The sequence below is a fragment of the Klebsiella sp. D5A genome, assembly GCF_001620885.1.
Classification (GTDB): Bacteria; Pseudomonadota; Gammaproteobacteria; order Enterobacterales; family Enterobacteriaceae; genus Klebsiella; species Klebsiella variicola.
Genome location: NZ_LOAR01000010.1, coordinates 191,390 through 204,333, shown reverse-complemented (window position 1 = coordinate 204,333; position 12,944 = coordinate 191,390). Strand labels below are relative to the sequence as shown.

Sequence of the window (12,944 nt, the reverse complement as noted above, 5' to 3'; positions counted from 1 at the left end):
TCATAACTTATAAAGGTTAAATAAATGAAGCAGGTGGGTATTGTTGGCTGGCGGGGAATGGTAGGCTCTGTATTACTGCAAAGAATGATCGAAGAAAATGATTTCGACGATATTTCAGCGCATTTTTTTAGTACCTCAAGTGCGGGCGGTGTGGGCCCGGTTATTAATGGTAAAAGCGACATCCTGAAAGATGCGAATTCCCTTAGCGCCCTCGCCGAAATGGATATCATCATCACCTGTCAGGGCGGGGAGTATACCAAAGCTATCTATCCAGCGTTAATTAACCATGGCTGGCAAGGTTACTGGATTGACGCCGCTTCGGCGCTGCGGATGGATGAAAAAGCCTGCATTATTCTCGACCCGGTCAACCGCGATAATATCGATCGCGCAGTGAAAGCGGGAGTGAAACTGTTTGTTGGCGGCAACTGCTCCATTACGCTGAGCCTGATGGGGCTGGCCGGGCTGATCAAGGCTGACCTGATCGAATGGATGAGCGTGATGACCTATCAGTCTGCCTCCGGAGCGGGCGCCAAACAGGTGCGGGAATTAATCGCGCAAAGCGCTTATATCAGTCAGCATTTATCTGCGGATGAACTGACGGCATCAGGTTCAGTACTGCCATTGGTAAATAAAGTGAGTGAGCTGATTAACAGCGCGGGTATGCCGGTGGAGAATTTTGGCGTTCCTCTGATGGGAAGCATCATTCCCTGGATCGACAGCGATTTAGGCGATGGAAACAGCCGCGAAGAATGGAAGGGCGAGGCGGAAACCAATAAAATTCTTGGCCTTGCGCCCGGCACCATTCCGGTCAATGGCTTATGCATTCGGGTCGGCGTGATCCGCTGCCACAGCGCTGCCATTACCCTTAAACTTAAACGTGAGGTCAGCGAAGCGGAATTCGCTGAGTTAATAACCCATTCCCATCCGTGGGTAAACTATGTCCGCAATAATAAGCAAGAGAGTGTCAGTAAATTGACCCCGGCTGCTATTAGTGGTTCGCTGCAGGTAGGAATTGGCCGCTACAAGAAAATGTCGTTAAATAATGAACCCGTCTACTCGGTGTTAACGGTTGGCGATCAGCTACTGTGGGGTGCGGCGGAACCCCTGCGCCGCATGTTAAATATCCTGCTGGGCAAAATATAGTTACGGTCATCCGGGGAAAGCCCTCGCGCGCGGGCGGTTAAGACAAATGTTTAACGAAGCGTTTGCGGACCTCCTTGTAGCCGTTATTTTCATAAAATTGATGCGCTCTGATTCTTTTTTCACTGCTTGAAAGTTCGATCTGAGCGCATTGTTTATCGCGGGCGAGGCGCTCTGCGGCATGGAGAAGTTGCTGGCCTATCCCTGATCCACGTGACGATTCCTCGATGACCAGCGCGGAAATTAATGCCCATAAACGGTTCTCATGTACCGGTAAAATAAAATTGATAACGATTACGCCACACACGGCGTTTTCTGTTTCCGCCACCAGCGCACTCATCATACTCTGCGGGGCAGTGATGCGTTGTTCTAAGATCGCCGTCTCCGTCTGATAGCCCAGCTGCAGAAATAGCGTTTTCAGCGAGGGGATATCTTTTGATTCAGCCGCTCTGATGAACACCATGATCTTCGACTCCAAATAGCGTGTTACCGGACCGGAAGCGGGCCGGTGGATACCTTATTCTCCGGTCCGCTCCCGTATACGCCACTCAGTCCATCAGACTGACCTGGGCGGCGACAATGCGCCAGCCGTAGGGGAAGCGTACCCAGGTCTGCTGCTGGCGGCCCAGGCGGGCGCTGCCTTCGCGGGTGAACTCGGTGCTGCACACCGCCATATCCGCGCCAAAGGTGGTAATGGTGGTATGGCGCAGATCGCGGGCCAGACCGGCGGCGGGGCGGGCGGCGCGAAAGGCGCGGATCGCCTCGATGCCATACAGATTTTCGCCGGCTCCCAGCCGTACGGTGCGCGGGTCGTGCCAGAACAGCGCATCCAGCGCCTCGATGTTATTGCTGACCAGCGCCTCTTCATACTGATAAAACGCCGCCGTCACCTCGGCGAGGATCGCCGGGCGGTCTACATTGTCCAGATTGATCATGCTGCACTCTCCGCCACTCGGGCATCGGTAATGCCCATCGCTTCCAGCGCCCGCGCGGCGCGAAGACAGGCTTGTTCGTTAAACGGCGCGGCAATCAGCTGCAGGCCAATCGGCTTACCGCTGGCGGTACGCAGGGGCACGGTCACTACAGGCAGACCGAGGAAGGAGATCGGCTGCGTTAGCATTCCCATGCTGGCGCGCACCGGCAGCGGCTGGCCGTTAATTACCATCTCCTCCGCGCCTATCGGCGTGGCGCTGCATGGGGTGGCGGGGGCGATCAGCACGTCGGCCTGGCTGAACAGGGATTTCATTGCCTGGCGAGCATGACGGCGAAAACGCTGAGCCTGCAGATACCATGCGGAGGGGATCATCGCTCCGGCAAGCAGCCGCTCGCGGGAGTGAGGTTCAAAACGCTCTGGCGAGTGGCGAAGATCCGTCAGGTACTGATTGCCGCCTTCGCTGGCGCTGATGATAAAGGCCGCCGAGCGGGCCAGCGCGGCATCCGCGAACTGCAGCTCGCTGTCGGCGCCCAGCGCGTGGGCGACCCGATCCACGGCCGCCCGGGCGTCGTCATCGCACCAGGTGGTGAAATAGCCGCCCAGCCGCGCGCAGCGCAGCCCCTCCAGCCCCCGCTCCAGCAGATTGCCGGTGCGCTCGCTGGCTTTATCAGCCTGAAAGTCATCGGCCGGGTCACGTCCCTGCAGGGCGTCATACACCGCGGCGAGGTCGGCTACCCGGCGGGCAAAGGGACCAATATGATCCAGACTGGCGACAAACGGATGGCTGCCGGAGCGCGAAAGGCGGCCGAAAGTGGGTTTCAGGCCAAAGATCCCGCACAGCGACGCGGGGACGCGGATCGAGCCGTTGGTGTCGCTGCCGAGGCTGAAATGGACCAGCCCGGCCGCCACCGCCGCGGCCGAACCGCCGGAAGAACCGCCGGCGATCCGCGACAGATCGTGCGGGTTGCGCGTCGCGCCAAAGTGGCTGTTTTCGGTGGTGAAGCCGTAGGCGTAGGCGTCCATATTGAGCATCCCGCTGAGCAGGGCGCCGGCGCTGTGCAGCTGGCGCACCGCCCAGCTGTCGCTGGTCGCCGGCGGCCGGTCGCTCAGCAGTTCCGCCCCGGCGAGGGTGGTATGCCCGGCGACATCAAACAGATTCTTTACCGCATAGGGAATGCCTGCCAGCGGCGGCAGGGGGCGCTTTTCCCGGCGCAGGGCGTCGATGCTGTCGGCCTCCGCCAGCATGCGCTGGGCGGTGACCTCGGTCCAGGCGTTGATCTGCGGATTCACACGGGCGATATCGTCCAGCGTCTGGCGGGCGATCTCCCGGGCGCTCAGTTCTCCCTCGTGCAGCGCACGCTGGATCTCGGCGATAGTGAAGTGATGAAGAGTCATGCTTTATACACCCCCGCAATCTCCTCGCGCGACCCGAGGGGATAGTCCATCAGCGGCTGCGCCATGGCGGCGATGCGGGCAAACTGGCGCTCCAGCTCTTCACGACGCGGCGCATCCAGCTCCATATCCAACAGGTGAGTCATCTGCGTCAGATACTCGCTCCAGTCAGGCTGTGTGGTCATAGTCTGCTCCTTAGTATCCGGCGGCGGCGCCGTTGCTGCGTGGATCGGTCGCCCCTTCAAGCAGGCCGTTGGGATGGCGGACAATGGCGCCGGCGTGGCCCATCGCTTCGCTGAAATCAGCCAGCACTTCCACTTCGTGCCCCAGCTCGCGCAGGCGCGCGATACAGGCGGGGGCAAAGCGTCCCTCCAGTTTCAGTGAATCGGAGGACTGGCCCCAGGTGCGGCCCAGCAGCCAGCGCGGACGGGAGATGCTCTCCTGCAGCGGCACCCCCTGCAGGATATAGCGGGTAAACAGCGCCGCCTGAGTTTGCGGCTGACCGTCGCCGCCCATCGAGCCATAGACCATCACCCGGCCATCGTTCAGGCGGGCGGCGGCAGGGTTGAGGGTATGGAATGGCTGTTTGCCAGGGGCCAGCGCCAGGAGATGCTGCGGATCGAGGCTGAAGGCCGCCCCGCGGTTTTGCCAGACGATCCCGGTGTCCGGGAGCACCACGCCGCTGCCGAACTCGTGATAGATACTCTGAATAAACGACACTGCCAGTCCGCTGTTATCCACGACGCCCATCCAGACGGTATCGCCCGGGCCTTTGCCGCGGCCCCAGGGGGAAGCGCTGGCGTCGTCGATGCTGTCGGCCAGCGGCTGCAGGGCTTCCGGGGTGAGCAACTGCTGTACATCCACATCCAGATGGCGTGGATCGGTGATATGCGCATCGCGCAGGGCAAATGCCCGCTTGGTGGCTTCGACAATACGGTGCACTGTTTGCGCGTCGTCGGCATCGGCCATGTTCAGGCGGTCGGTGATGCCAAGGATCGCCAGCGACACCAGTCCCTGCGTCGGCGGCGCAAGATTCCACAGCGTGCCCTGCTGGTGCTGGAGCGTCAGCGGCGCAGGACGCCGGGCGCGGTGGGCCTGCAGGTCGCCGAGGGTGATCGGCATCCCCAGCGCGGCCATACCCTGCGCGAGACGTTCAGCCAGCGGCCCGCGATAGAAACTGTCGAGACCGTCGCTGGCCAGCAGGCGCAGGGTACCGGCGAGGGCGGGCTGGCGAAAGCGGCTGCCGGGCCGCGGGGCCTCGCCCGCTACCAGCCAGGTTTCGCTGAAGCCCGGCTGATGGCGCAACTCTTCCAGTTTGCTGGCGGTGGCGTGGGCTTGCGAGGCGGTGACCGGAATACCGTCTTCGGCATAGCCGATCGCATCGGCCAGCAGGCGGGCCACCGGCAGCGCGCGGCCGGTTAAGTCCCGTGAAATACGCAGCGCCTCGTCCCAGCCGCTGACGGTGCCGGCGACGGTCAGCGCGGCCTGCGGTCCCCGGTGGGGAATATGCTGCTGTCCGGCGTAGGCCTCGAGGGTCGCCAGCGATCCGGCCGCCCCGCTGGCGTCAATGGCGATGGGGTCTCCCTCAGGCGGTACGATCAGCCAGAAGCCATCGCCGCCGAGGCCATTCATATGGGGATAGACGACGGCGATGGCCGCCGCGGCAGCCACCATCGCTTCAATGGCGCTGCCGCCCTCGCGCAGGATCGCCAGCGCGCTCTGACTGGCGAGGTGATGGGGGGCCACCGCCATGCCGTGGGTCGAAACGTTGCTACTGTGCATAAATTATCCTTTCTGAACGAATCACCCGCAGAACACTGCAAAAGCTGTTCCATCTCTGAACGTTTCGTTTCATTGATAAAAACAATGACCAGAATTTTCCCACTGGCACGCTATGTGTAAGGCATAGCAGATACAGTATGATGAGGGATGGATGATGAAACGAAAGTTACAGGGGCGCTATGCAACAACTCGATGAACGACTGAAAGGGCAATACGCCTCGCTGTCGCCGCAGGAGCAGCGGGTGGCGGATTTCATCTTTGACCACTTTGATGACCTGATAAGCTACAACAGCGCCGAGCTGGCGCAGCTGAGCGGCGTGTCGAAAGCCACCGTCAGCCGGCTGTTCAAGCGCCTCGGTTATGACAAATATAAGGATATGCGCGATGAACTGCGCACCCTGCGCCAGAGCGGGATGCCGCTCACCGACCAGCGCGACGCGGTGCAGGGTAACACGCTGCTGGCGCGCCATTATAAGCAGGAGATGGCGAATCTCACCCAGTGGGTCAACGCCCTCGACGCCCGCCAGTTCGCCGAGGCGCTGACGGCGATGGTGGCCGCGCGCCGCATTGTGGTGGTGGGCATGCGTAACGCCTATCCGGCGGCGCTGCATCTGCGCCAGCAGCTGCTGCAGGCCCGCGGCCAGGTGCTGGTGCTGCCCCAGCCGGGCCAGAGTCTCAGCGAAGAGCTGGTCGATCTGACCGCCGATGATCTGGTGGTAATGATGGCGTTTCGCCGCCGGCCGCGAATAGTACGCCCGCTGCTGCAGCAGCTGCAGCGCGACGGGGTGCCGGTCCTGTTAATGTGCGAGCCGCAGGCCCACAGCCTGTTTCCGCTCTCCCGCTGGCAGCTCTGCGCGCCGCTGGACAGCGTCTCCGCCTACGACAGCTATGCCTCGGTCAACAGCCTGATTAATCTGCTGGCCAATGCCTTTCTCCATGAAACGCTCGACAGCGGTCGTCCGCGCATCCACGATATCGCCACGCTTTATCAGCAACTGGACGAGCTGGAACAACGCTAATGGGGCGCCAGCGTGGTGCTGTGCATTATTATGGTGCAAGAAAAATCACGTGATGGCGCCGCCGCTCGCTGAACACTTTCCCGTTAACGCTTGTCCTTTCTCACTTTTTGTTTTAATTCCTCGCCAACTCTCGCCTCGTCTGTATCTGGCACATTAGTTGCAAAAACAGATTCAAAGAATCTTTTGTTTCATGCTAACGTAACGGGTAAACATCATGAAGAAACTGTTGATCGCACTGGCCGGGGCCGCTTGTCTCCTTTCGTCTGTTTCTGCCGCGCAGGCTGACCAGCTCCAGGATATTGAAAAACGCGGCGTCATTCGTATTGCCGTGCCTCAGGATTTTCCGCCGTTCGGCTCGGTGGGCACCGACCTGCAGCCGCAGGGGTATGACATCGATATGGCGCGCTATCTGGCGAAATCGATGAAGCTCAAGCTGCAGCTGGTCCCGGTGACCAGCGCCAACCGCGTGCCGTATCTGCAGACCGATAAGGTGGACCTGGTGATCTCCAGCCTCGGCAAGAACGCCGAGCGCGAGAAGGTGATCGACTTCAGCCGCGCCTACGCGCCGTTCTTCCTCGGCGTGTTTGGCCCGAAAGGGGCGGAACTGAAGGACGCGGCCGCGCTGAGCGGTAAAAGCATCGGGGTGACCCGCGGGGCAGTGGAAGATATGGTACTGACCAGCGTGGCGCCGCAGGCAGCGCAGATTAAGCGCTACGAGGATAATAACACTACGCTGTCGGCTTACCTGTCCGGTCAGGTGCAGTATGTCGCGACCGGCAATCTGGTGGTGGCGGCCATCTCCCGGCAGAACGCCGACAAAGCGCCGGTCCCGAGCTTTATGCTGAAGGACTCGCCGTGCTTTATCGGTCTGAAAAAGAACGAACCGGCGCTGAAGGCGAAAGTGGATACCCTTATCGAGCAGGGCATTAAGGACGGCACCCTCAACGGTCTGTCTGAGAAGTGGCTGAAAGCGCCACTGCCTGCCAGCCTCGGCGCGTAAGGTCTGGGGATGACGGAGCAACTTCATTTCTCTGAGCTCTGGCCGCACTGGCCGGAGCTGCTGGCCGGCCTGTGGGTGACGGTGCAGTTGACGGTGCTGGCGACGATCGGCGGGCTGGCGATCGGCATCCTCGGGGCGGCGATCCGCAGCGGGCGCCCGGGAATGCTCAGCCGGGTATGGGGCGGATATGTGGAAATCATCCGCAACACGCCGTTTGTGGTGCAACTCTTTTTTATCGTCTTTGGTTTACCGAACCTTGGACTGAAGATGACCGCCGGTGAAGCGGCGCTGCTGGCGATGGTGGTTAACCTCGGCGCCTATAGCACCGAGATCGTCCGCGCCGGTATTCAGGTGACGCCGAAGGGCCAGTGGGAAGCCGGTCGCGTGCTCGGGCTTAGCAGGACGCAAACCTTCGTTCGCGTCGTATTGCCCCCGGCGCTGCAGCGGATTTACCCGGCGCTGGTCAGCCAGTGCATCATCGTGATGCTCGGCTCGTCAGTGGTGTCGCAGGTCTCCTATGAGGAGCTGACCTTCGCCGCCAACCTGATCCAGTCGCGGACATTTTTGAGCTTTGAGGTCTATCTGGTGACCACCGGGATCTACTTAGCGTTATCGATAGCGATGCGCCAGCTGCTGATGGCGGCGGGGCGTAAATGGCTGGGGGTACAGGCCTGATGACCACTTTTACTGACTGGGACATTATCCGCAACCTGCTGCTGGCCGGTCGCTGGACGGTGCTGCTGTCGCTGGTCGCGTTCACCGGCGGGGCGCTGGTCACCTTACCGTTACTGCTGCTGCGCCTCACCGGCGGACGCCAGGTGAAACGGTTGATCCGCGGCTACATCGAGCTGTTTCAGGGCACGCCGCTGCTGATGCAGCTGTTTCTGGCATTCTTTGGCGTGGCGCTGTTCGGCATCGACGTCTCGGCGTGGACCGCCGCCTCGGTCGCTCTGACGCTCTACACCAGCGCCTTTTTGCTGGATATCTGGTTCGGCAGCATTCGCGCGCTGCCCAAAGGCCAGTGGGAAGCCTCGCGGTGTCTCGGGCTGAGCTTCGGCCAGACCTTGTACCGGGTGGTGGCGCCGCAGGCGCTGCGCATTGCCATCGCGCCGACGGTGGGCTTTGCCGTACAGGTGATCAAAGGCACGGCGCTGGCATCGATTATCGGCTTTGTGGAGCTGACCAAGGCCGGGACGATGCTGACCAACGTCACTTATCAGCCGTTTAAAGTGTTTGCCCTGGTGGCGCTGGGCTATTTCATTCTGTGCTATCCGCTGTCCCGCTACAGCCGCTATCTGGAGAACAAATTCAATGCCTCTCATCACCATTAATCAGATGCAGAAGTACTACGGCGACAACCATGTGTTGAAGGGCGTCGATCTGGATATCGACATGGGGGAAGTGATCTCGATCATCGGCCGCAGCGGCTCGGGTAAAAGCACCCTGCTGCGCTGTATCAATGGTCTGGAGGGCTACCAGGAGGGCAGTATCAAGCTCGGGGGCATGACCATCACCGACCGCGATTCACAGGCCCGGGAGATCAGCCGCTCCATCGGCATGGTGTTCCAGAACTTTAACCTGTTCCCGCACATGACGGCGCTGGAGAACGTCATGCTGGCTCCGCGGCGGGTACTGAAGAAGTCCCAGGCCGAATGCCGGGAGCTGGCGCAGCGGATGCTGGAGAAGGTCGGTCTTGGCGACCGTCTGGATTACTATCCGGCCAATCTCTCCGGCGGCCAGCAGCAGCGCGTGGCCATTGCCCGGGCGCTGGCCATGTCGCCGAAAGTTTTACTCTGTGACGAAATCACCTCGGCACTCGACCCGGAACTGGTGGGTGAAGTGCTGAAGGTGCTGGAGCAACTGGCGGCGGAAGGTATGACGCTGATCCTCGTCACCCATGAAATGAACTTTGCCCGCGAAGTGGGCGACCGCGTGGTGTTTATGCATCAGGGACGCGTCTGGGAGCAGGGCGACAGCAAAACGCTGTTCGCCAGCCCGCAGACCAGCGAACTGAAACAGTTTATCTCCTCGGTGCGCGGTCTTAACTAACGTAAGGAATGGCAGATGGATATCACTCAGTTTTCGCAAATTAACCCGCCGCAGCGCCTGCTGATGGGGCCGGGGCCGATCAATGCCGACCCGCGCGTGCTGCGCGCCATGTCGAGCCAGCTGGTTGGCCAGTACGATCCGGCGATGACCCACTACATGAATGAAGTCATGGCGCTCTACCGCGGTGTGTTTCGCACCGAAAATCGCTGGACGATGCTGGTCGACGGCACCTCGCGCGCCGGGATCGAAGCGATTCTGGTGTCGGCGATCCGTCCGGGTGACAAAGTGTTGGTGCCGGTGTTCGGCCGGTTTGGACATCTGCTGTGCGAGATCGCGCGTCGTTGCCGGGCAGAGGTGCACACCATCGAGGTGCCGTGGGGCGAGGTCTTTACGCCGGATCAGGTTGAGGACGCGATCAAGCGCGTGCGCCCGCGCCTGCTGCTCACCGTGCAGGGCGATACTTCCACCACCATGCTGCAGCCGCTGGCGGAGCTGGGGGAGATTTGCCGTCGTCACGAAGTGCTGTTCTATACCGACGCCACCGCGTCGCTCGGCGGTAACCCGCTGGAAACCGACGCCTGGCAGCTGGACGCCGTGTCCGCCGGGATGCAGAAGTGCCTGGGCGGTCCTTCCGGCACCTCGCCCATCACCCTCAGCCCGCGGATGGAAGAGGTCATCCGCCGCCGCCGCTGCATTGAGCAGGGGATCCGCACCGATGCGCATCACGACGGCGTCGACGAGATGATCTACTCCAACTATTTCGATCTCGGCATGGTGATGGATTACTGGGGGCCGGAGCGCCTTAACCACCATACCGAAGCGACCTCGGCGCTGTTCGCCGCCCGGGAGTGCGCGCGCCTGATCCTCCAGGAGGGACTCGACAACGGCATCGCCCGCCACAAACTGCACGGCGATGCGCTGCTGAAGGGCATCCAGGCGATGGGGCTCGAGACCTTTGGCGACCTGCGGCACAAAATGAATAACGTGCTGGGGGTGGTGATCCCCAACGGGGTCAACGGCGATCAGGTACGCAAACTGATGCTGGAAGATTTCGGCATTGAAATTGGCACCTCGTTTGGTCCGCTGCACGGTAAAGTCTGGCGCATTGGCACCATGGGCTATAACGCGCGTAAAGACTGCGTGATGCAGACGCTCAGCGCGCTGGAAGCGGTCCTGAACTACCTCAAGTTCACCACCACTCAGGGCGCGGCGATGCAGGCGGCCTGGGATCACTACCGCACCGAGGCCACCCTATGAGTGATACCGCCCGCCAGCAGGCGGAGAGAGAAGCGGCTGCCAGCCGGGTGATGGCGCGTGCCGATCGGCTGGCCACCCTTAGCGAAACCGCCGATGCCCTGACCCGGGTCTATCTGTCGCCCGAGCATCTGCAGGCCAACCAGTTGGTGGGCCAGTGGATGCAGGCTGCCGGCATGATGGTGTGGCAGGACAGCGTCGGCAACATCTGCGGACGCTATGAAGGACAACAGGAGGGGGCGCCGGCGGTGCTGCTGGGCTCTCATCTTGACACCGTGCGCAACGCCGGGCGCTACGACGGCATGCTCGGCGTGCTGGCGGCGATTGAGGTGGTCCAGCGTCTGCACCAGCAGGGGCGACGGCTGGCAAAGGCAATCGAGATCGTCGGCTTTGGCGATGAAGAGGGCACCCGCTTTGGTATTACCCTGCTCGGCAGCCGCGGCGTCACCGGCACCTGGCCTGAAAGCTGGCTGTCACAGTGCGATACCGACGGCGTGAGCGTCGCCCAGGCGCTGGTGAATGCCGGACTCGATCCGGCGCGGATCGGCCACGCGGCCCGTCATCCGCGGGATATCGCCGCCTATCTGGAACTGCATATCGAGCAGGGGCCGTGCCTGGAGCAGGCGGGGCTGGCGCTCGGCGTGGTGGAGGCGATTAACGGCGCCAGACGGCTGAACTGCCGCTTTACCGGCGAAGCTGGCCATGCCGGCACGGTGCCGATGCTCCACCGCAAGGACGCCCTCGCCGCGGCGGCGGAATGGATGGTGCAGGTGGAAAACCTGACCCGGCAGCGCGGCGGTAACCTGGTGGCGACGGTCGGCACCCTGCGCTGTGCGCCGGGCGCGGTGAACGTGATACCGGGCGAGGTGCAGTTGACGCTGGATATTCGCGGCCCGCAGGATGCGCCGCTGACGGCGCTGCTGGATGAGCTGCTGGGCGAGGCGCAGGCCATTGCCGGGCGTCGCCAGCTGCGTTTCGCCGCCGAGGAGTATTATCGCATCGCCGCCACCGCCTGCGACAGTCACCTGCAGGCGGTGCTGGGCGAGGCGGTAGCGGCGGTGCAGGGGCGTTCGCTGACGCTGCCGAGCGGCGCAGGGCATGATGCTATCGCCATCGCCGAGCGCTGGCCATCGGCGATGCTGTTTGTGCGTTGCCTGGGGGGCGTCAGCCATCACCCGGCGGAGTCGGTCACCGCCGCCGACGTCGGGCTGGCTATCGACGCTTTCTCCCGGGCGGTAGAGAAGGTGGCCGACGCCTGATCGCGCCGGTCACCGTGCCCCGGCTGGCGGCTTTACACCGCCAGCTGGTTGACCACCTCGGCGACGGAGGTGATGGCATGGATGTTGCCGATCCCCGCGCCCACCGAGATATATCCCTCATCGGTATTCCCCTCCAGCATGCCCAGCCGCATCCCGCGCAGACCACCCATCGCCTGGGCCAGCTCGGTCCTGGAGGCGCCGGCCCGGTCCATGGCCACCAGTGTGTCGCTCAGTTTGCCGGGCAGCGCGCGGTAGTAGTCCGGCAGAGTACGGAACAGGCGCAGATCCAGACCGTTGGCGGCCACAATTTTCGCTTTCACCGAGTCGGGAACCCGGCTTTCGATGGTGCTGATAAATACCGAACCGGCGAAGACGCCCTCCGCCCCCAGGGCATGAACGGCGCGCGCGCCCCGGGCGTCGGTGATCCCTCCGGCGGCCATCACCGGAACCCGCTGTACCGCGTCAACGATCAGCGGGACGATGGTGAAGGTCCCGAGGGCGGTCCCCGGCAGCGTGCCGCCTTCGTCAAAGCCGGTGGCGACAATAATATCCGCTCCGGCCTGCTCCGCGCGGCGGCTGTTCTCCGGCGTCGGGTTGATGTCACGATAGATAATGGTGATCCCGGCGGCTTTCAGTTCGTCGAACAGCGCCGGTTTTAACGAACCGTCGCCGTAGCCGGTGTAGACCACCACCTTAACCCCTTCCTCTTTGATCACCGGCAGGATCGCCGGCGTCCAGATGTCATTTTCCGCCGTCGGGATCAGGTTGACGCCAAAGGGTTTCTCCGTCAGCTGTTTGGTTTTGCGGATCTCTTCGCGCATTTTCTCGGCGGTGGCCTCCGGGGTGGAGACGGCGGTTGCCGCCGTCAGTCCGGCGTTCGGGCCCAGCACGCCAAGCCCACCGGCGTTGCCGACGGCCGCCACCAGACGAGCATCGGTTAGCCAGGAGAGCGGCCCCTGGACCACCGGTTTTTCAATACCCAGAATACGGGCGACGCGGTTAGGTTGCATGATATTTTTCCTTGTATGTTAATAAGTTATAAATTTGTTCGCCCCAGCGATGCGGCAATGAGGGCAGTGTAGGCGCCTTTATTGTTTTAAAAATGAGCAAAAACT

At 62.0% G+C, this 12,944-nt stretch carries 14 protein-coding genes; 8 read left to right on the top strand and 6 right to left on the bottom strand.

The annotated features are described in order from the left end of the window. Positions 1-24: 24 nt before the first annotated feature. Positions 25-1,143: an aspartate-semialdehyde dehydrogenase gene (asd, locus tag AS136_RS16660; protein ID WP_063266862.1), complete on the top strand. Its 1,119-nt coding sequence runs from the start codon at positions 25-27 to the stop codon at positions 1,141-1,143. A 37-nt stretch (positions 1,144-1,180) separates the two neighbouring features. Here the strand turns inward: asd and AS136_RS16655 are convergent, their stop codons facing one another. The 5 genes from AS136_RS16655 to hpxW all read right to left on the bottom strand — a co-directional run bounded on the left by AS136_RS16655 (position 1,181) and on the right by hpxW (position 5,248). Then, complete coding sequence (locus AS136_RS16655) at positions 1,181-1,603, bottom strand: GNAT family N-acetyltransferase (protein WP_008804826.1); 423 nt, start codon at positions 1,601-1,603, stop codon at positions 1,181-1,183. Between the two features lie 85 nt (positions 1,604-1,688). Next, on the bottom strand, positions 1,689-2,075 hold the full coding sequence (hpxZ, locus tag AS136_RS16650; RefSeq protein WP_002905421.1) for an oxalurate catabolism protein HpxZ: 387 nt from the start codon (positions 2,073-2,075) through the stop codon (positions 1,689-1,691). Further along, entirely contained in the window at positions 2,072-3,469 is a 1,398-nt protein-coding gene (locus AS136_RS16645; RefSeq protein WP_023322649.1) for an AtzE family amidohydrolase, read from the bottom strand. Before AS136_RS16645 ends, hpxZ begins: the two co-directional genes overlap by 4 nt. Beyond that, a complete protein-coding gene (gene hpxX / locus AS136_RS16640) occupies positions 3,466-3,651 on the bottom strand; it encodes an oxalurate catabolism protein HpxX (RefSeq protein ID WP_023322648.1) in 186 nt (61 codons plus the stop codon). Before hpxX ends, AS136_RS16645 begins: the two co-directional genes overlap by 4 nt. Before the next feature lie 10 nt (positions 3,652-3,661). Next, a complete protein-coding gene (hpxW, locus tag AS136_RS16635; protein ID WP_023322647.1) occupies positions 3,662-5,248 on the bottom strand; it encodes an oxamate amidohydrolase in 1,587 nt (528 codons plus the stop codon). 179 nt (positions 5,249-5,427) lie between these two features. Between hpxW and hpxU the strand changes: the two genes are divergently transcribed. The 7 genes from hpxU (at position 5,428) to hpxK (ending at position 11,829) form a co-directional block, all read left to right on the top strand. Beyond that, positions 5,428-6,267, top strand: a complete 840-nt coding sequence (gene hpxU, locus AS136_RS16630; RefSeq protein ID WP_008804829.1) for a MurR/RpiR family transcriptional regulator HpxU — start codon at positions 5,428-5,430, stop codon at positions 6,265-6,267. A 214-nt stretch (positions 6,268-6,481) separates the two neighbouring features. After that, positions 6,482-7,267: a transporter substrate-binding domain-containing protein gene (locus AS136_RS16625; RefSeq protein WP_004143665.1), complete on the top strand. Its 786-nt coding sequence runs from the start codon at positions 6,482-6,484 to the stop codon at positions 7,265-7,267. Between the two features lie 9 nt (positions 7,268-7,276). Then, positions 7,277-7,942 carry an amino acid ABC transporter permease gene (locus AS136_RS16620; protein ID WP_004176117.1) on the top strand — a complete coding sequence of 222 codons (666 nt, stop codon included), beginning with the start codon at positions 7,277-7,279 and terminating at the stop codon, positions 7,940-7,942. Next, the gene (locus AS136_RS16615) at positions 7,942-8,598 is read left to right on the top strand and encodes an amino acid ABC transporter permease (protein WP_004179948.1); all 657 of its coding nucleotides are present in this window, start codon (positions 7,942-7,944) and stop codon (positions 8,596-8,598) included. The genes AS136_RS16620 and AS136_RS16615 overlap by 1 nt, the downstream gene beginning before the upstream one ends. Next, the gene (locus tag AS136_RS16610; RefSeq protein ID WP_004179947.1) at positions 8,579-9,316 is read left to right on the top strand and encodes an amino acid ABC transporter ATP-binding protein; all 738 of its coding nucleotides are present in this window, start codon (positions 8,579-8,581) and stop codon (positions 9,314-9,316) included. Before AS136_RS16615 ends, AS136_RS16610 begins: the two co-directional genes overlap by 20 nt. A gap of 15 nt (positions 9,317-9,331) precedes the next feature. Then, positions 9,332-10,573, top strand: coding sequence for a pyridoxal-phosphate-dependent aminotransferase family protein (locus AS136_RS16605; protein ID WP_008804831.1), 1,242 nt, complete (start codon positions 9,332-9,334; stop codon positions 10,571-10,573). Further along, on the top strand, positions 10,570-11,829 hold the full coding sequence (gene hpxK / locus AS136_RS16600; RefSeq protein ID WP_063266861.1) for an allantoate amidohydrolase: 1,260 nt from the start codon (positions 10,570-10,572) through the stop codon (positions 11,827-11,829). Before AS136_RS16605 ends, hpxK begins: the two co-directional genes overlap by 4 nt. A gap of 32 nt (positions 11,830-11,861) precedes the next feature. Here the strand turns inward: hpxK and AS136_RS16595 are convergent, their stop codons facing one another. Continuing rightward, the gene (locus AS136_RS16595; protein ID WP_004179941.1) at positions 11,862-12,839 is read right to left on the bottom strand and encodes an NAD(P)H-dependent flavin oxidoreductase; all 978 of its coding nucleotides are present in this window, start codon (positions 12,837-12,839) and stop codon (positions 11,862-11,864) included. Positions 12,840-12,944 lie beyond the last annotated feature (105 nt).